This is a genomic window from Carnobacterium sp. (assembly GCF_049673005.1).
In the GTDB taxonomy this organism is placed as follows: domain Bacteria; phylum Bacillota; class Bacilli; order Lactobacillales; family Carnobacteriaceae; genus Carnobacterium_A.
The window spans coordinates 1-20,074 of sequence record NZ_JBATXB010000113.1; the positions used below are offsets into that span (position 1 = coordinate 1).

Genomic DNA, 20,074 nt, shown 5'->3' on the forward strand with positions numbered 1-20,074 from the left:
TTGATTTTATTGGAGGAGTACGTATGAAAAAGATAAGAGTGATTAGTCTTGTTCTTTTGTTTGCTTTGTTTTTTACTGGAATCAAAGAGGTTACAGCTGCTAGTTATGTTCAAGTCCATTTTATAAATGTAGGACAAGGTGATGCTATTCTAGTTCAAACACCAAATGAAAATATCTTGATTGATGGCGGTGGAAAAGGGAAAGGTCCTCAAGTGGTAAGTTATTTGAAAAAGAATAAAGTAACAACGCTTAGTGCTGTTGTCTCTACTCACCCTGATGCAGACCATGTTGGAGGGTTAGCTTATGTAATAAAGAATATGAAAGTCAATAAAGTGTATGCTCCTAACATTAGCCATACTACATTAGCTTATAAAGATTTTCTATTAGCTGTTAAAAGTAAGAAAATGAAATTTACAGTGGCCAAGCAAGGATTAGAAATCCCGACAAAGGCTAAAGATATTACGCTTAGATTTCTCGGTCCAGTTCGAGCATATGCTAAATCAGACTTGAATAATTGGAGCGCAGTATTGCACCTTAAGCACAATAAGAAATCCTTTTTATTTATGGGAGATGCTGAAAACGCAGCAGAGAAAGATTTATTAGCGAAAAAACTAATCTCTAAAGTTGATGTTCTAAAAGTAGGTCATCATGGATCGAAATTTTCTACCTCTGCCAAATTTTTAGAAAAAGCCGTTCCTGCTTATTCTGTTTTATCTGTGGGTAAAAATGGATACGGACATCCGACATCTGATGTATCCAATCGGTTGAAAAAAGTGAAATCAACGGTTTATAGAACAGATAAGTCTGGGAATGTTTTATTTAGTTCAAATGGATTGAAAGTCACACCAAGGATGGTAAGATAAATGGAAAAAGGAATTATCGATCGTTTTGAAGGTGAATTAGCAGTTGTTGAATTCGGCGAGGAAATGCGTGATGTGCCTAGAAAAAACTTGCCAAAGAATAGTAAAGTTGGAGATTTACTTATCTTTGATGGAGAGGTCGTTACGATTGATAAAGAAGAAACAGATAAGTTGAGGATGGAAATAGAGGACTTAATGAAGGAATTGTTTGAAGAAGAATAGGCTATTATAAAAAAAGACTTTATCTTACTTGGATAGAGTCTTTTTTTGTAAGTCTAAATGTTAGCCTTACCAACAGAATCTTAATCTGAAACTCATACTGTATCTATTCTTATGAGTTTAGTTTTATTTTATAGCTATAATGAGTTAAAAGAATGTGTATACTTTTCTACACTTTAATTAATGGATGTTATAAATTAAATAACTGTAGTATAATAAAAATGAAACCGGTTTAAAAGTTTAGCATGGAAAGGAAGAGGCTAGTGTTATATGTATATGAGGGATTTTTTCTAAATCTTTGTGTGTTAATTTCTTCTCTATTTGTTTACAAGCAATTATTAAAAAAAGATCCTAGTAACTATAAGACTACAAGCATCTCTATCCTTAAAGGATTTCTTGCTGGCATACTAGGAGTTGTTTTAATGTACTTTAGTATTGACGCAGGAGTAAACTCCATCATAGATTTGCGGGTTATCCCATTAATGTTAGTTGTACTATACAGCAATTGGATTTCAGCCTCTGTAACAGCTTCTCTTATTATCATTACTAGATTTATCATAGGCGTAAATGCTCAATCTTATTCTAATGTTATTTTTATTCTCGTTTCATGGGCTATTTTTCAATACGTCTCTAAGAGAATGAAGAATCGTTGGATTTGTATTTTTGTTATGCTTGGAATAAGTGCGTTAACCAATGCTTTTTTATCAATCTGGATTCCTTCGACGACGAGTATAAATATTTCATTATTGATCAATTATAGTATTATCAGTATTTTAGGCGGACTAATAGCGGTTTATATATTGGATTACCTCATTAGGAGTGAAGAGCTATTTTTACAACATAAGAATGATGCCTTTACAGACCCTTTAACAGGACTGAGTAATGTTCGAAATTTTGATAGAGTGTTTAATGAAGCTAAGAAAAGACAATTGAAATCGAATGAAAACATCTCTATTATGATCTTAGATATTGATCGTTTTAAGCAAGTAAATGATACGTATGGACACTTAGAAGGCGATAAAGTCTTGAGTAAATTTGCACTGATTTTAAAATCAATTCAAGGACCAAACGAGATTGTTTCTCGAAATGGTGGAGAAGAGTTTTCGATATTGATTCATAATTGTACGCTCGAAGAAGCAAAAGAAAGAGCAGAGTCAGTTAGGAAGGTAATTGAAAATTCGTATTTTCTTATTAATAATGACACAAAATCAATTCATATCAGTGTATCTATAGGTGTAACAACTTATTCTGATAGCACAAAAGAAATTGATAGCCTTTATGAGCATGCTGACCAAGCCCTTTATGCAGCAAAAAAAAGTGGTGGGAATAGAGTGTACCTTTATTCGTAAGGTCTTAGAGATAGCGAATAATAATGGTTTAAAAGGACTGTTTTTTTCTGAAAAGGGAAACTTAAAAAAGAGTTGAGTTTTTAATTTCAGATAAATAAAGATAAGCTAGAAGTAAAAACTTTATCCCAAAATAGGATAAAGTTTTTTTATATTTAGAAGTTAATACATGGAATGTGTTATTGTTAGAATGAACAATCAAGTATGGACTAGCAGAATAATTTTTTGGATTTTTTTGAAAAGATAGGCATAAAACTCAGACTTTAAAACTTAAGATTGAGCAAAGGAGATTACGATGGCTACAATAGTACAAGATATATTAAAGTTGAAAGGGTTCTCTGGAGCGAAAGCAATTGCCGGAGTAAATGGATTAACCAATACCGTAGAAAAGGCAACTTTAATGGAAGTACCCGATATAGGAGATTTTGTAGAAGAAAATAGTTTAATCATCACAACGCTTTACCCAATTGTAAACAATTTAGAAGCGATGAATAGCCTTATACCAAAAAGTTCAGCGTCCTCAGCAGCAGGAATTTGTATAAAAACAGGTAGATACATTGAAATGATTCCAGAGAGCATGATACAACAAGCGAATGAATTAAATTTCCCTATAATTGAAATTCATAGTGATGAAAATTTATCAGACTTAGCTTCAGAAATTATTAGCTTTTCACTGGATCAGCACATAACAGCGTTGCAGTTTCAAAGAGACGTCCACAATCAATTAATGAATATGTTTTTAAAAGGCGAAGATGTACATGCGATGATTGATAGCTTTTCGAATCTGGTGAATCACTCAGTCGTTCTATTAGACATTAATACGAATGTAATAGCTAAATCTGCTAACATGGATAAAACAAAATTACAAATTGAGCTACTAGATAAAAAAAGTGGCATTCATTCATTGATTATCAAATACGATGATAAAGTGTATACAAATGAAGATTACATTAACTATACAATAGAGGCTGAAAACAATAAATTTGCTTATTTGATTCTCTTAGGCGGAAATGAAGAAGAGCAAAATTTACTAATAGCCGTTGAAGAAGCGTCATTATTATTAGCTTCCGTTTTTTATAAAAATCATGCGGTAGCTGAAAAAGAAAGAAATTTCCAAGACTCATTTATCCGTGATATTCTACAAGGAACGAATTATAGCCAATTAGTCACGATGGAAAAAGCAAAGTTGTATGGCTGGGATATGGAATTTCCAGAGGTTATCTTTGTCTTAAAATTATTCAACGAGGATGAATTGTCTAAGATGAACGATTACGAAAAAATAATTCATAGCCAAGTGATTGAAGATATAATAAAAAGAGAATTAATCACCACCAATAAAAAAATAAAAATGACCTATATTGATGGTGCGTTAGTCGTATTCGTAAATGTGGCTTTCATTAGTGATAGTAAACAGAAGATGAAAGAAATTGGAAACAAATTAATTAAAAAATTGAAAAAGAACTACCCAATAGGAGTAGGAATATCTAACCCGATACTAAATTCTCGCTCATTTCCAAAAGCTTATAAAGAGGCAAAAGATAGTTGGTTTATCGGACGTAAATTAAACGAGGCTTGCTTTGTAAGTCATTATGACGATAATGAACTATTTAGTATTATTAAGGAAGTTGAAGATACAAGCGTTTTAGATAAGTATGTTAAACGGAAGTTAGGGGATATCTTGGCCTATGACGAAAAAGTTAACATGGATCTATTAAAAACGTTATTCGCATTGATTGAAACACAGTTCAACCATAAAGAAGCTGCTAAGAAATTATTTATTCATTACAACACATTACGGTATAGGGTTAACCGTCTAAGAGAGTTAGGGATAAACATAGATGATGGCTTAGAAATTGCTGAAATCGTTCTCGCTTATCATATAAAGATGTGGACAGAAATAGAAAGAGGATAATAGATTGAATAAGTATAAAGTGGTTATTTTATAACCGAATAAGAATAAAAACAGTTTGATTGTTATTTTATGACAATCAAACTGTTTTTATTTATACTTTTCTGACGATGAAAACCCTTTCAAGTATTGTTACAATCAATTCATAAGGAAAGGGAAGCGATGAAAAAAGAGCTTCTTATACTTATAGTATGATCTTGAATTTTAATAAGTCGAGAGGAGATAGAAGAACGAATTAAATTCGAACACAATAAAATAATAGTATTTAATTTACGTCTGTATAATAAAAAAACAATAATTAACGCACTATATTCGATAAAAAGAGTAACACTAAAGAATAGCCATTATTAACTAAGGAATAGTTTAACAATCTAGTAGCACTAGAAAAATGAATGAACCAGTCAGAATACGAGGAGGAAAAAACATGGATTTATTTATTAACTTAATACCTGTCGTGGTCGTATTAATCTTATTATTCAGCAATCAACATATGCTTGTTGCTGGATTCGCAGGAGGGATTTTAGCGATAATCATTGGTGGGTTTGGATTTGATAGCATCACTGAACAATTCATCGGTGGAATATCAAATATGCTAGGAATTACTGTTCCAATTATATATGCGGCAACAGCAGTAATGGTTTCTAGGGCAGGAAGTATTAAAGCTTTAGTTGATTTAGCTAAAAGAGTCTTGAAAGGGAGAATAGCTATTTTAGCAGGGATTATCGTTTTAATTCAAGGATTTGCTACTTATGCTGCTGGAACAGCTGCTGGGAATACAATGGTAACAGCCCCTTTGATGGCTGTAGCAGTCGGAGCAATACCAGAAGTAATCGGAGCAATGGCAATTATTTCAGCTGTTGGGTTTACGACAGCTCCTTCTTCAACAGAAACGGTTTTAGTTGCAGATAGTGCAGGCATTGATGTCGTATCACATGCTTCAGCTATGTTGCCTTACACCATTGCCTTTTATCTTTTTGCTGTAGGTTTAGCCATTTATGGTGCACACAAAAGAGGTAGTCTGGTTATGAAGAAAGAAGAAGTGGTAGAAGGCGAAAAAGTGCAAAGTAACTTAAGTTTGCTTGGCCGTGCTGTTCCTTTTATCGCCCTACTTACAATGGTTGTTATAGGAAGTAACTTAAATGATTTAATTGGAACCGCTGTATTTACTCCAGCAACAATTGTCATCATTACAGCGATACTAACCGTTTTGTTTACTCCATTGAACTTGAATACGATGAGTGAAGCACTAGTTGACGGATCCAGATTTATTCTGACAACCTTATTCTCCGTCGGTATATTCCTAGCCTTTATTAATATGATAGCGGACTTAGGGACTTTTGAACAAATTGCTTCATTAGCGAAAAGCGTTCCAGAAATTATCTTGTTACCTGTTACGATGATTCTAGCATTCCTAATCGCCATACCTTCAGGAGCATTTGCTGCAGGAGTATTAGCTTTAATCTTACCCACATTGAGCACGTTAGGCTTGCCTTCTGAAGCTATGGGATTTGTGGCTATAGCAACAGGCTTAGGTACTCAAATTAGTCCAGTTCAAATTAACGTAGCAGCTTTAGCAGAAGGTTTTGATATGGATATTTTAGGAATTGTTAAGAACAATACTAAGTATGTTATAGGTATGCTACTTGTAATTATTGTAGTAGCTTTCGTAGTTATTTAAAAAGTGAATTTAACTAGTTAAAATTGAAAGGGGGCTTCGAATGGAAGTGACTTAAATTAAGCTTGCAGGATGAAGAACTTACTCATATATGATAAAAAAATAAGAACCATTAAACCTATTAGGAGGAATTTAATTATGCAAAAAGTAGAAGTATTTCGTATAGCAACAAACTCACCGGATGACGTTTCAGGACTGAAAGAATTGGTTGATAATAAAACGATTAAAGCAGAAGAAATCATTGCTATTTTAGGTAAAACTGAAGGGAACGGTTGTGTAAACGACTATACCCGTGGATTCTCAAATATGGCTCTTTCTTATTATCTAGCTGGAGAATTAAATAGCTCACCAGAAGAAGTTCAAAAGCAAGTTGCTCTTATTATGTCGGGTGGAACAGAAGGCGTGATGTCTCCACATATTACGGTCTTTGTTAAAAAAGAAGTTGAAGGCGAAACCAACCAATCAGGAGAAAAAAGATTAGCGGCAGGTATTGCGTTCACTAGAGACTTTAAACCTGAAGAAATTGGAAGAATGGAACAAGTAAAAGAAGTAGCTAAGTGTGTGACACAAGCTATGAAGGATGCTCATATTGAGAGTCCAGCAGATGTTCACTTTGTACAAATCAAATGTCCATTATTAACTGCAGAAAGAATGGAAGAGGCAGAAAGTAGAGGCAAAGAAGTTGCGATTAATGATACCTATAAATCAATGGGATATTCTAGAGGCGCTTCAGCACTAGGAGTAGCACTTGCCTTAGGAGAAGTAACAGAAGACCAATTAAACAATGAAATGATTTGTCACGATTATAGTCTTTACTCAGGAGTAGCTTCAACTTCTGCTGGCGTTGAATTGCTAAATGATGAAATCATCCTTATTGGAAACTCTACAAACTCAGCTAGTGATCTACTAAGTGGTTCTGCAGTAATGAAAGATGCAGTTGATATTGAAGCGGTTAAAGAAGCTATGAAAGCTGCTGGATTAGTATTTGAAGAATATCCATCAGACAAAGAGTTAGACAAACTTGTAAACGTATTAGCTAAAGCAGAAGCTTCATCTACAGGAACCTGTCGTGACAGACGTACTGTGATGTTAGAAGATTCAGACATTAACCATACTAGACATGCTCGCGCAGTTGTTAATGCTGTTATCTCTACTCTAACTAAAGACCCAATGGTCTATGTTTCAGGTGGAGCAGAGCATCAAGGACCAGACGGTGGCGGCCCAGTAGCAGTTATTGCTAGAACGTAACCAACTTGAAAACTCAATAAGTAAAGTGATCCGTTAGCTCCAATGAATGAATGGAATCGTCCTTCTTTATAAAAAAATGCTTAGCCGAGTAGAGAAGGATTGATTTCTGGTCACTTAACAACTAAGACAAAAGAAAATAAACAAAAAATATGGGTGAGAAAATGTCTGAAGATTACTTTGGAAACATCGCAACGGTTGACCAACAATTAAAAAGTTGGCTAGATGATCTAGAAGAAACTGCTTTAATCGGAACGGTCCATAGTGTTTTTAATAAGGTTATAAATGTATTGTCTATTGATCAAAGCAATCTCTTGACTCTAGCTTTAGAGGATGTGATCTCCTCACCGTGGATGATGAAAACAACAGATGCTTACTTGTTCGATAAAATGAAGAGCGAAGTAGCTCCTGGTGATGTAGTGAGGTTATCTAAAAAAGATACAATAGAATTAAACCAAATGGAATGGAATTACACGACTGCATCTACGAAGTATACAAAAATAGAGAAAAAGAATCCAACTCAATTAATCTTAACGGAAGCATTTCCGAATGCTATTTACAGATTCATTAAAGAGCAAGGCAAAGATAGCGGATTATTATCGGCTTGGGAAATACACACAATGAAGAAATCAAGTATGACTGAAACGACTAATGTGTACGTTAACTTTTTTCTTCAAGCCCTAAAAAATATGGAAGCAGCAATAGAAGAAAACAATAAAGCTGTTTTAAAACATAGTTATGGGTTAGTAGGATTAGGAGTGGGTCTGACACCATCGGGGGATGACTTCCTGCTTGGTTGTCTAGCGGTCTGGCAAAGTTTTGAGAACCCTTTAGTTGAACAGTTTAAAGAAAAAGAATGGATAGAAAACGTAAAAAAAAGATCCACATCAGTTAGTGCTTTTATGCTCAAAAACGGTGTGAATGGGTATGTAAATGAAGCGCTTGTTGATTTGCTAGAGCGCCACCAAGAAAAAGACTTATCCACATACTTATCCCCATTTTTGAAAATAGGTGCTACATCTGGGACAGATATGTTAATAGGAGTAATGTTCGCTTATGAACAAATGAATGATTTAAACAGGAGGCAAAAAAATGGTTTCAAAAGTAATGATAGAAAAAAATGCTTATCATGATTCGGTGACATTAATGTCTTTGTCAGGAAGTATAAGTAAAACAGATGGTGTAAAACAAGCGGTTGTTTCAATGGCCACTCAAATGAATAAAGAATTACTAGAAAATATTGGATTAATGACAGAAGAGGCAAATAACGCATCAGAAAATGATTTGATTATTGCTATCGATGCAGACTCTAAAGAGCATATGGAAGCAGCATTCGAGAAAATTGAAGAAGAATTAAATGCAAAAAAAGGCGGTAAGAAAAAGAATGGTGAAACGTCAGCAGAAAATACAGAAACAGCCTTAACCTTTTTACCAGATGCTAATTTAGCGGTTATCTCTGTACCTGGAACGTATGCTGCTCGAGAAGCACGTAAAGCTTTAAATAAAAATCTTAACGTTATGATTTTTAGCGATAACGTAACAATAGAAGAAGAAAGAGAATTAAAAGAGCTAGGAAGAGACAAAGGGCTCTTTGTAATGGGACCTGACTGTGGAACTGCCATTATTAATAATGTAGGATTGTGTTTTGCGAATAAAGTTAGACCAGGAAACATTGGTTTGGTAGGAGCTTCAGGAACAGGTCTTCAAGAAGTAAGTGTCCAAATTGATCGATTAGGCGAAGGCATTTCGCAAGCAATTGGTGTAGGTGGAAGAGACTTGCAAGAACCAATCGGTGGAATAATGATGCTTGAAGGAATGAAGGCGCTTGAAAAAGATGAGAACACTAAGGTTATCGTTTTGATTTCTAAGCCACCTGCAGCAAGTGTTCAAGAAAAAATTATGGAACAGATAAAAACAATGACAAAACCAGTGGTAGTTTGTTTCTTAGATGGTGATGCGACAGATGTAGAAAAAGTTGGAGCTTCATTTGCAGGAACATTGAGACAAGGAGCCGTTCTAGCTGTACAAGCTTTAGGTAACTCTGATAAAGAGTGGACCAATGCGATTAGCGAAAAACAAACTAACTGGATCAAGAGTCAAAAAGAAGAAATGAATTCTTCTCAAAAATATATTCGTGGTCTATTTTGTGGAGGCACGCTTACTTCGGAAGCATTAACAGTCATTAGACCTCATGTTGAGGCAATAAAAAGTAACGTTGCAAAAAGAGCCAACGAAAAACTTGAAGATGTACACGCTAGCTCGGGGAATACCCTTGTTGATTTAGGAGATGATGAGTTTACACAAGGTAAACCACACCCAATGATTGAACCTTCTTTAAGAAATGAGCGTATTATCGAAGAAGCTAAAGATCCAGAAACAGCCGTTTTACTACTTGATTTTGAATTAGGATACGGTTCTCATGAAGATCCTGTAGGTGTAACAGTTGAAGCTTTAGAAGAAGCTCAAAAGATTGCAAAAGAAAATGGTCGTCATTTACCAATAATTGCTTACATTTGTGGTACAAGCACCGACAAACAAAGTTATTCAGAACAAGCTAGAAAATTAGAATCATTAAATGTATGCATCGCAGAAAGTAATGAACAAGCTGCTGAAATAGCAGTGAAATTGATTTGAAAGTGGGGCGTTTGATTTGAGTAAAGAAAATAATTTATTTGGTCAAGATTTGAAAGTCATTAATATAGGAACAGCTAAATTTAATAAAGAGGTAGAAATCCAACAGACAGAGACGATTCAAGTTAATTGGCAACCACCTGCTGGAGGAAACATCAAGCTTTTAAACGCTCTCGATTCGATTGCAGATAACGACAAAATTGAAGCAGCAAACCAAGAAGTAATAAAACGTATGAAAGAAGCACATCCTTATTTAATTGATATCGGACTAGCTTTAGATGTTATACCTGGGATGCATTCAAAATTAATTTTACATTCAGGCCCTCCTATAACTTGGGATAGAATGGCTGGTCCAGTTAAAGGCGCAATTATTGGAGCTTTAATTTTTGAAGGATTAGCAAGTAATGAAGAAGAAGCTGTAAACCTTATTGAAGCTGGTGAAATAGAGTTTGCACCATGTAATGAACATTCAACAGTCGGACCAATGGCGGGAATTGTTTCACCATCTATGCCAGTACATGTTGTTGAAAACGTTGTTCATGGAAACAGAGCTTATTGTACCGTTAATGAAGGTCTTGGAAAAGTACTTCGTTTTGGCGCCTATTCAGAAGAAGTGATTGAACGTCTAAAATGGTTGAAAGAAGTTTATGCTCCAGCATTAAAAAAAGCGCTTAGTCTTACTGAAGAAGGTATTGATATAAAATCCATCACTGCTCAAGCTTTGCACATGGGGGATGAATGCCACAACCGAAATAAAGCTTCAACTAGCCTGTTTTACCGTGAAATTTCTGGTTATTTCTTACAAACAGATTTAGAGAAAAATGAAATAAAAGAAGTTTTAAACTTTATAAAAGGGAATGAACATTATTTCTTAAACCTATCTATGCCAGCCTCTAAAGCTGCATTAGATGCCAGTCATGGAGTAGCTCATTCTACAGTCGTAACAACGATGGCAAGAAACGGTGTAGAGTTCGGTATAAGAATCAGTGGTTTAGGTGAAAACGAATGGTTTACAGCACCCGCAAACTTTGTGGAAGGTCTTTTCTTCCCTGGTTTTAGTGAAGAAGACGCAGCACCTGATTTAGGAGATAGCTGTATTACAGAAACTATGGGTATTGGCGGATTTGCAATGGGCGCTTCACCAGCAATCGTTCAATTCGTAGGTGGGGATGTAGATGATGCAATCCATAACAGTGAGCAGATGTACACAATCACAGTTGGAGAAAATAGTAATTATTCTCTTCCACCGTTAAACTTTAGAGGATCAGCTCTAGGTATCGATTTACGTAAAGTCATTGATACAGGAGTATTGCCAATCATTAATACTGGAATGGCACATAAAGTAGCAGGGATTGGTCAAATTGGTGCAGGTATTGTGCATCCGCCAAAAGAATGTTTTGAAGATGCTTTACTAGCATTTGTGCAAAAGTATAAAAAGGAACAACCTGTATGAGTAAAATTGTCGTCGCATTAGGCGGCCATATCTTTGGAGATACTCCTACCAAGCAACGACAACTAGTTAAACAAGCAAGTAGTTCAATTGTAGACTTAATTGAACAAGGCCATGATGTTATTGTCTCTCATGGAAATTCTCCACAAGTAGGAATGATACAGCAAGCATTCAGACTTGGAGAAAAACAACAAAAGAGTATACCTTTCATGCCCCTTTCAGATTCTGGGGCAATGAGTCAAGGGTATATAGGCAACCATTTACAAAATGCACTGAGAGAAGAACTTAAAGAGCGAGAAATAAATAAATCGGTCGTTGTCATCGTTACGCAAACGATAGTTGACAAGCAAGATAAAGAATTTCGATTCCCAACCAAACCAATCGGTATCTTTTATACAAAAAAAGAAGCGGATAAACGGATGAGGCAGAATGGGGAAAAGTATGTAGAGGATTCGGGAAGAGGTTACCGTAAGGTAATCCCTTCCCCTATTCCTATTCGAATTGTAGAACAAGATAGCATAGATCTATTAGTAAAAGCGGGGATGGTTGTCGTTGCAGTAGGTGGGGGAGGTATCCCAGTTGTAGAAGAGGGGAACCGACTTTCAGTAGTAGAAGCCGTTATCGATAAGGATTTCTCGAGTCAACACTTGGCTCAAGAAATGGATGCTGATTATTTATTTATCTTAACAGAAGTTGATAAAGTAGCGCTAAATTTCGCTAAAGCCAATCAAAAAAATCTAGAAAAAATGTCTGTTAGTGAAACTGAAAAATGGATGAAGGAAGGTCATTTTCTAGAAGGTAGTATGTTACCAAAAGTCCAAGCAGCTATCTTGTTTGTAAAGTCTAAACGAGGAAGAAAGGCAATCATTACTTCGATGGGTAAAACAAAAGAAGCGATATTAGGATTAAACGGTACCATTATTTATGAAGATTCAGAAGGTTAAAAAAATGATAGAACGTTCTTTTTTAGGATTGTTAAAACGAACAGTGTAACTAAAGAAGGGGAATGATATGAAAAAATCATCCGAGTCATTAAAACTTATTTATGGACCAGAAGATAAACCAAAAAATTGGAAAGATGCTCTACTTTATTCGCTTCAGTGGGTAATGATTATGGTTTACCCAGTGATTTGGGGCTATGCTATTGTGGGTAAAGGATTGGATTTAAACGATGCTGTTTTAGCTGAGTATATGGGAAGAGTCGTATTAATGATTGGCTTATCAACGTTTATACAATCCATGGCAGGACACAAACTTTCTATGATCTCAGGGCCAAATATTATTCCTTCTTTAGCAATAGTGGCTGCTTATGAAGTAGGTGGAGAGGCCTATGCCTTAGCTTCTTTTAATGCCTATATGATAGCAGGAATATTGATTGCCATACTGGGAATGACAGGAGCTTTAAATTCAATTGGAAAAGTATGGACACCTCTTACGCAAGGATCAATGGTTTTAATGGTTGGGTTAGCTACTAGTTTTTCTGGAATGGAGCTACTAGCAGTTTATGGAGTCGGTTGGGCATATTATGTAGGAATATTTTTAGCGTTAGTCTGCGGGATTCTTTCGATAAAAGGCAAAGGGGTTCTGGCGACTATTCCAGTATTGATTGTTATCGTATTAGGGTATGCCATTTTTATGATTCAAGGAACATTTAATTGGGCATTGGTTGAAACGATGCCAACTATCCTTATTCCTAAATTGTTTCCATTCGGAATGACACTACCGCCTTTAGATTTAATCGTTACGATGACAATTGTTCATTTTTTTTCAGCGATAAATGTATACGGAAATGTACAAGGTTATGCAGGATTATTGGATGTAAAAATATCTCCTAAAAGAGAAAAAAGATTGTTTAGTGTTTTTGGTTTAATTGAAGGAACACTAGCAGGCCTTTTGGGTGTTCCAGGCTATGCACCATATGGTGAGAATTTAGGGTTTCTTCTTTTAACTAAAGTGGCTTCGCGTTACTTTATCCTTGCATCAAGCCTACTCGTAATCTTCTTGAGTTTTTTTGGTAAAATTGCCGGTTTGATGGCAGCTATACCTGAACCAGTCGCAGGAGCTGTTCTTCTAGGAGTTGCTTCAACGTTAATTGGGATCGGCATAGACTCATCAAAGAAGTCAGTGAAATTTGAGACAAGAGAGATGTTTATTGTTGGGTTTTCCTTATTTTTTGCTCTTGGAACTTCTAGGTTATCAACTGAGTTTTTTAAAGGCTTTCCACGCATCGTTGGTACCATTATGAGTAATCCTGTTATCCTGGTCATCATCTTAGTTATTTTACTTGAACAAATTATCTTTAGGGAAAGGAAAGTAAACAGTTAACTAGTCTTGATTAGAATGGTAAAGGAGGAGAAATAATGAATGGAAAAAAGAATGCAATACAAATGCAACTTGAAAAAGATTATGAATCGTTTCTAGAAAATAAAGTTATTCCTTATCCCACTTGGCAATATGGTGAGATAAAAGGCACATTAATTAAACTAGAAGTTGAAGATACACCGAACTTTGGTGATACAGCTTATATAGAACTAGATTCTGGTAGAACGGCATTTATATCTGTTGATATGCAAACCGATTTTTGCGGTCCAAATGGATACGTTGATGTGATGGGGTATGATTTATCCTTAACAGCTAGTGCGATAAAACCAATTAAAAAAGTATTAGATACAATAAGAGATACAGATATTCAGATTATTCATACAAGAGAAGGACACTCACCTGACCTATCTGATGCTCCTTATTTAAAAGTATTAAGATCTAAAATTATTGGAAAAGGGATTGGAATTGGAGATAAGCCAGAAAGTGGCTTAGGACGATTATTAATCCGCGGAGAAAAAAACTGGGATATTATCGATGAGTTATACCCTCTTCCTGGAGAAATCATCATTGATAAAGCTGGAAAAGGCGCCTTTGCAAGCAGCAATATTCACTTAGTTTTGAAGAATTTAGGAATTACGCATTTAGTTTTAACGGGTATTACTGCAGACGTTTGTGTGCACACTATCATGAGAGAAGCGAATGATTATGGCTATGGATGTATTTTATTAAAAGATGCAACAGGTGCAACAGATCAAGGGAATTGCGACTCGGCAATAAAGTCTATAAAAATGCAAGGTGGCGTGTTTGGCAACGTTTCAGATTCAGATAAATTTGTAAAAGCCATAAATGAAGCAAATTTAACTAAAGATGAAAAGGACTAAAATTAAGAATAATAAAAAACTACTATTTTTTAACATATACTAACGAATCAGTAATCATAAATATAAGTTATAGTACAAGTTCATTCTAAGGAGAACGAGTTATGGAATCATTCAATGGTCATGTTAAGTTATGGCAAAAAACAGATATTGACGGGTTTTTTGGATTATTCACAAACAACTTAACCAACTTACTTGTGATGGCAGGTTTGTTAATAAGTACTGGGATACCAGCCACACTAACTTTTGGTTCAATCTTACCCGCAGTCGGTCTATCTATTTTTGTCAGTAGTGTCATCTATACTTATATGGCTTATCGATTGGCAAAAAAAGAAAAAAGAAATACAGTAACAGCATTGCCTTCAGGAACTAGCGTGCCTCATATGTTTTTAATTGTCTTTCTAATCATCGGTCCGGTTTACCGAGCAACCGGGGATCCTTACTTGGCTTGGTATGCTAGCTTAGCCTGGGGATTTATTGAAGGAATCATTGAACTATCTGGATCACTTTTTGGAGCGAAAATCAGAAAGTTAATTCCTAGATCAGCTATGCTGGGCTCTTTAGCAGGAGCGTCTATCACATTTATCGCAATGTCACCTGCAATGCAAACGTTTGATCTGCCCTATATTGGCTTGATCTCATTCATTATTATTTTACTAGGTTGGTTTGGAAAAGTTAAATTTCCATTTCATTTGCCTGTTGGTTTAGTAGCCATTATTGTCGGAACGGCAATTGGGTGGGCTACCGGGGTTATGGACTTGGATGCGTTAGTAGGTTCATTAAATAGTATTAAGTTTTCTGTTCCAACTTTTTCAATCAATCGTATTGTTAGTGGTTTTTCTGAAGCACTCCCTTTTATTGTTTCAGCTATTCCTCTTGGTATTTATAATATGCTTGAAACAATTGATAATGTTGAGAGCGCTGAAGTAGCGGGTGATTCTTATAGTACGACTAAAACGATGCTGGCAGATGGATCGACAAGTATCTTAGCCAGCTTAATGGGTAGTCCTTTTCCAACAGCTGTTTTTATTGGACACCCTGGATGGAAAGAAGCAGGAGCAAGAATCGGCTATACACTAGCAACAGGGATAGCTGTTTTAATGATCACTTGGTTGGGGTTAATTTCATTATTGTTAACGATTATTCCTCTTGAAGCCGTTTTACCTATCTTAATCTACATTGGTTTAATGATAGGCGCACAAGCTTTCCAAGAAGTAGATTTAAAATATGCTCCAGCAGTCATTCTTGCTTTGATCCCTTGGTTAGCGGATTGGGGGAAGAATATTATTGGAAATGCTCTTAACGCAGCTGGGACAGATGCCTTAACTGTTGGGTATGAGGCGATGGAACTAGCAGGATTGCCTTATGGAGGCTTAATTGCTTTAAGTTCTGGGGCTATTATCATAAGCATGCTTTGGTCAAGTATTTTATCCTTTATAATTGATCGGAATTTTCATTATGCAGCCATAACAGCTCTTCTCGGATCTATTTTCTCCTTCTTTGGATTAATACATTATGAAGCGGTTGGAATTGGTATCGGAATAGAAACAGCGGTGAGCTACATCATTGTGAGTATTATTTTAGGTATATTTTATAAAAAAATAAATAAAAACAAAAATGGAGGAATTAATTATGACTAAACAATTTACAGTACAAGCTAAACCTTACGGATTTGAATTGGATTTGGAAACAACAGCGCTTATTATTATCGATATGCAACGTGATTTTTTGTATCCAGGTGGCTTTGGTGAACAATTAGGAAACGATGTGTCAACGACTAATTCGATCATTCCTAATGTTAAACGCGTTTTAGATAAAGCAAGGGAAAAAGAGATGCTTGTGATCCATACAAGAGAAGGTCACCGACCAGATTTGACCGATTTACCAGCTAGCAAGTCTAAGCGAGGTGGAGGCATTGGTGAAGAAGGTCCAATGGGACGCATTTTAGTACGCGGTGAGTATGGTCATGATATCGTTGATGAACTGCAACCGATTGAAGGGGAAGTTATTCTTGATAAACCTGGTAAAGGAGCTTTCTACCAAACAGATTTAGAAACCATTTTAAAAAATAAAAACATTAAGAGTCTGATTCTTGCAGGTGTAACAACTCACGTATGTGTACAATCAACAATCCGTGAAGCGAATGATAGAGGCTACGAGTGCTTAATGTTAGAAGATTGCTGTGCAGCTTTTGATAAAAAAGATCATGAAGATTCTATCCGAATGATTAACCAACAAGGCGGTATATTTGGTTGGACAACGGAATCAAAAAATCTTTTAGAAGCCATTAACTAATACGAAACAGAGGAGAATAAGGATGGAAGAAAAATCAAAAGGTACTCCTTGGTTAGTCAAGGGAGACGCGAATGGATTCTTTGGTTTATTTAGTAACGTTTTAACCAATTTATTAGCAGCGATAGGTTTATTAGCAGCAATCAACATGCCTTCAAGTATTATTTACGGGAAAATTGTTCCAGCAGCTGCGTTGTCAATCGGAATAGGCAGCATTATTTTCGGTGTACAGGCACGTCGTAAATCTTTAAAGGAAAATCGATCAGATGTAACAGCTTTGCCATATGGCCTTAGTGTCCCTCATTATTTTATCGTAGCATTTGGGATTATATTGCCTGTACATGCACAAACAGGTGATTGGGTATTAGCTTGGTCAACAGCTTTAGCTTGGAATGTGGTGCAAGGTATCGTCATGACTATAGGGGCATTTGTAGGACCCTATATTCAAAAATATATTCCGCGTAGTGCACTATTAGGATCACTAGCTGGAATAGCCTTAACGTATATTGCTATGAATCCAATGGGTGAGGTCTACTCTACTCCGTACATAGGACTATTGACATTAGTCATTGTTCTAGCAGGTTGGATTGCTCATAAACGTTTACCAGGGAACATTCCTGCTGGTTTGTTGGCAATTGTGATAGGGATGATATTAGCTTGGGTAACAGGTTACATGGATATCGCGACAGTTCAAGAAGCGGTTAACGGTTTCTCACTATCGACACCTTCTTTTGCATTAAATCATTTAATGGACGGATTTGCTTACTTGTCTCCATTTTTAGCAGCGGCTATTCCTTTGGCTATCTATGACTTTTTAGAAAGCTTAGATAATGTCGAAAGTGCTACGGCTGATGGAGATGAGTATCCAACTACTTTATCTTTACTTGTTCCGGCTCTTTTAACACTATTTGGGGCAATGCTAGGAAGCCCTTATCCAACGATTATTTATATTGGACATCCGGGTTGGAAAGCTACAGGAGCACGTGTTGGGTATTCAATATTAACGGGAATCAGTATTATTGTAGTAGCTTTTATTGGGTTACTTCCTTTAATGTTGTCGATTATTCCTTTAGTAGCATTATTGCCAATCTTAATATACATCGCGATGTCAATTGGAACGCAAGCCTTTAAAACAGCTGATCCAAAACATATCCCTGCGATGATCTTAGGCTTAATGCCCTTTATTGCTAGTTTTGTTATTCTACAGGTCAACAATGCTCTAACCGCTGCTGGGACAAGTGCAGCTGAGGTAGGCTATGACGTATTATTAAATAATGGAGTCAAATATGAAGGCTGGAGCGTTTTAGGATCAGCAGATATCTTGGTTTCAATGATGTTAATCAGTATTGTGATTTTCTTAATTGAAAAACGCTACGACAAAGCGGCCATTTATAGTTTAGTAACGGCTGTCCTTTCTTTCTTCGGATTTATTCATGCTGGTCAAATAGGTTTTGGAACAGGAATGAGTGCAGCGATTGGCTACTTATCGATGGCAGCAGGATTACTTTTCTTCCACTTCTATAGACATTCAGATGATGAAGAAGAGAATGCCAAAAGTTTGAAGTAAGCAGTGGTTCAAAAATGAGCATTGATTACTAAAGGCAAACAAAATAAATAAGCTGTTCTCGTTAGTTTTCGAGGACAGCTTCTTTATATGGAAAAATGAATGCTTATTTTTAGTGCTCAAAAGATCCACTAGTTTGGCTTATTTAATCTCTGTAGTGTACACCCATGTCTTGCCATCATCTGTTGAACGATAGAGAATCTTACTTCCTCCTTGGTAATCACCGTCTATTCCTTGACCGATTAAAAGAGAAAGTGAACCATTGTCTTCATAAGGCATTTCAGGGGAATCGAAGGGATTATACTTTTCAGTGTCTGTTAAAGGAACTTCGATAGGTGGGAATGTTAACTTTTCAAACGTTCGACCACCATCCGTTGTTCGATACAAATCTGTAGTAGTTGAACCATTATGAGCTAGCCCAATAAAACCAAGGTCGTTAGTGATAAATGTGATTCCTGAACTCACTCCTAATTCTCCCAAAAAAGGATCAGAATTAATGGTTACCCAAGTATTGCCACCATCACTAGTATGGTCTAGGGCATAGAAACGTGAACCCAATGCAGCGTCAACTACTCGCAATTGATAACCTAATTGTTCATTCAGGTAATAATACTCTTCTTCACTACTTTCATGGGTATCAATGGCTACTTTTTCTTTTAAAGAAGACTTTACTAAAGAATAATCAATAAAGCGAACGGGTGTGATGTTCGGTTCATTCGGTGCATATACAGAAATAGTGTAGCCAGTTATTTCCTCATCAGCCGAGGCAATCGGGAAAGTCACTCCACTTTTATTAAAATAACGAACACTGCTATCATTAAATCCCCAGCTACGGTAACCCGTATAGTAAATACCAAACGAGTCTTCATCCCAATCGTTGATGGTTTCTTTAATTGGCAAATGCTTTATTCCATCTATCAACGGCTGAAGTCGAGCTGTTTCGTTAAACGTTGAATCAGTGTATCCGTTTAAAACGACATTAATTTTGTTGCTTTTTGAACGATCGTAATCAATTAAAAAAGTTTCTACTTCACTTTTTTGATTCAAACCATAAAGAAAACTATAAAGAGACGTTATTTGTCCTTCTTTATTGAAGGTCACTTCAAAATGGCTATCAATATAAAGTTCCTTAGGTAAATCTATTTTAGATTCGAGGTCTTTAAATAACCCATCTAAATCATCTTTATATAGATTGTCATGATCAAAAGAAATGTTTCGTTTATTGACTAAGTCGTTAATGACGAAAGCTAACCGTCCTTGAGAATGGGTTCCACTGTGATAGATATTTTTTCCGGTTGCAAGTGTGATTAGAACAAGAGAAGTTATACTTAAGAGAAAGATAAATTGACTCAATCGATTTAGATAATAGGAAGGCTTTTTTTCCTGCGTGTTTTTGTTATATTTATTTACCATGTACCAATAAAGACATCCGATAAACCAGAGGAGTAAACTAAGAAAAATAATTAAGATAATGGGAACGCGTAGTTTAATTCCACCATACTCAGCAAGTAAAGATAAGTAGTGACAGCCTATTCCATAAATAATGACGACAAGAGGATTAAAGACCAATGCACGCCAGTTGTAATTCTTATTAGTCAAAATACTGTTCAACTCCATCTTATTTAAAATTTCTGGAAACGTAGAATAAGTTTATCATGTCTGTTCTTTTTTACCAATGGTTGT

Annotated in this window: 16 protein-coding genes; 15 read left to right on the forward strand and 1 reads right to left on the reverse strand. The window is 35.8% G+C overall.

Going from position 1 to position 20,074, the window contains the following annotated elements; all coding sequences use genetic code 11:
* From WBF61_RS08735 to WBF61_RS08805, 15 genes are all read left to right on the forward strand, one after another.
* Window positions 1-863: ComEC/Rec2 family competence protein (locus WBF61_RS08735; protein ID WP_424255720.1), on the forward strand; the 863-nt coding region annotated here is incomplete at its 5' end.
* A complete protein-coding gene (locus tag WBF61_RS08740; RefSeq protein WP_424255721.1) occupies window positions 864-1,082 on the forward strand; it encodes a DUF3006 domain-containing protein in 219 nt (72 codons plus the stop codon).
* A 419-nt stretch (window positions 1,083-1,501) separates the two neighbouring features.
* The gene (locus WBF61_RS08745; protein WP_424255723.1) at window positions 1,502-2,428 is read left to right on the forward strand and encodes a GGDEF domain-containing protein; all 927 of its coding nucleotides are present in this window, start codon (window positions 1,502-1,504) and stop codon (window positions 2,426-2,428) included.
* 292 nt (window positions 2,429-2,720) lie between these two features.
* A complete protein-coding gene (locus WBF61_RS08750; protein ID WP_424255725.1) occupies window positions 2,721-4,337 on the forward strand; it encodes a PucR family transcriptional regulator in 1,617 nt (538 codons plus the stop codon).
* Window positions 4,338-4,758: 421 nt separating this feature from the next.
* On the forward strand, window positions 4,759-6,012 hold the full coding sequence (locus WBF61_RS08755; protein ID WP_424255726.1) for a citrate transporter: 1,254 nt from the start codon (window positions 4,759-4,761) through the stop codon (window positions 6,010-6,012).
* Window positions 6,013-6,147: 135 nt separating this feature from the next.
* On the forward strand, window positions 6,148-7,257 hold the full coding sequence (locus WBF61_RS08760; protein WP_424255728.1) for a ring-opening amidohydrolase: 1,110 nt from the start codon (window positions 6,148-6,150) through the stop codon (window positions 7,255-7,257).
* A 161-nt stretch (window positions 7,258-7,418) separates the two neighbouring features.
* The gene (locus WBF61_RS08765) at window positions 7,419-8,387 is read left to right on the forward strand and encodes a DUF2877 domain-containing protein (RefSeq protein ID WP_424255730.1); all 969 of its coding nucleotides are present in this window, start codon (window positions 7,419-7,421) and stop codon (window positions 8,385-8,387) included.
* Window positions 8,347-9,888 carry an acyl-CoA synthetase FdrA gene (gene fdrA / locus WBF61_RS08770; RefSeq protein ID WP_424255731.1) on the forward strand — a complete coding sequence of 514 codons (1,542 nt, stop codon included), beginning with the start codon at window positions 8,347-8,349 and terminating at the stop codon, window positions 9,886-9,888. Before WBF61_RS08765 ends, fdrA begins: the two co-directional genes overlap by 41 nt.
* Window positions 9,889-9,904: 16 nt before the next feature.
* On the forward strand, window positions 9,905-11,338 hold the full coding sequence (locus WBF61_RS08775) for a DUF1116 domain-containing protein (RefSeq protein WP_424255733.1): 1,434 nt from the start codon (window positions 9,905-9,907) through the stop codon (window positions 11,336-11,338).
* The gene (gene arcC, locus WBF61_RS08780) at window positions 11,335-12,279 is read left to right on the forward strand and encodes a carbamate kinase (RefSeq protein ID WP_424255735.1); all 945 of its coding nucleotides are present in this window, start codon (window positions 11,335-11,337) and stop codon (window positions 12,277-12,279) included. The genes WBF61_RS08775 and arcC overlap by 4 nt, the downstream gene beginning before the upstream one ends.
* Before the next feature lie 67 nt (window positions 12,280-12,346).
* Window positions 12,347-13,660, forward strand: a complete 1,314-nt coding sequence (locus WBF61_RS08785; protein ID WP_424255737.1) for a uracil-xanthine permease family protein — start codon at window positions 12,347-12,349, stop codon at window positions 13,658-13,660.
* Between the two features lie 35 nt (window positions 13,661-13,695).
* Window positions 13,696-14,538 (forward strand): cysteine hydrolase family protein, encoded by an 843-nt coding sequence (locus WBF61_RS08790; protein WP_424255738.1) that lies wholly within the window; start codon window positions 13,696-13,698, stop codon window positions 14,536-14,538.
* 101 nt (window positions 14,539-14,639) lie between these two features.
* Entirely contained in the window at window positions 14,640-16,175 is a 1,536-nt protein-coding gene (locus WBF61_RS08795) for a hypothetical protein (RefSeq protein WP_424255740.1), read from the forward strand.
* Window positions 16,168-16,830: a cysteine hydrolase family protein gene (locus tag WBF61_RS08800; protein WP_424255742.1), complete on the forward strand. Its 663-nt coding sequence runs from the start codon at window positions 16,168-16,170 to the stop codon at window positions 16,828-16,830. Before WBF61_RS08795 ends, WBF61_RS08800 begins: the two co-directional genes overlap by 8 nt.
* A 22-nt stretch (window positions 16,831-16,852) precedes the next feature.
* Window positions 16,853-18,394 carry a hypothetical protein gene (locus WBF61_RS08805; protein ID WP_424255744.1) on the forward strand — a complete coding sequence of 514 codons (1,542 nt, stop codon included), beginning with the start codon at window positions 16,853-16,855 and terminating at the stop codon, window positions 18,392-18,394.
* A gap of 138 nt (window positions 18,395-18,532) precedes the next feature.
* On the opposite strand, the gene WBF61_RS08810 is transcribed toward WBF61_RS08805, so the two are convergent.
* The gene (locus WBF61_RS08810) at window positions 18,533-19,990 is read right to left on the reverse strand and encodes a WD40/YVTN/BNR-like repeat-containing protein (RefSeq protein ID WP_424255746.1); all 1,458 of its coding nucleotides are present in this window, start codon (window positions 19,988-19,990) and stop codon (window positions 18,533-18,535) included.
* Between the last annotated feature and the right edge of the window lie 84 nt (window positions 19,991-20,074).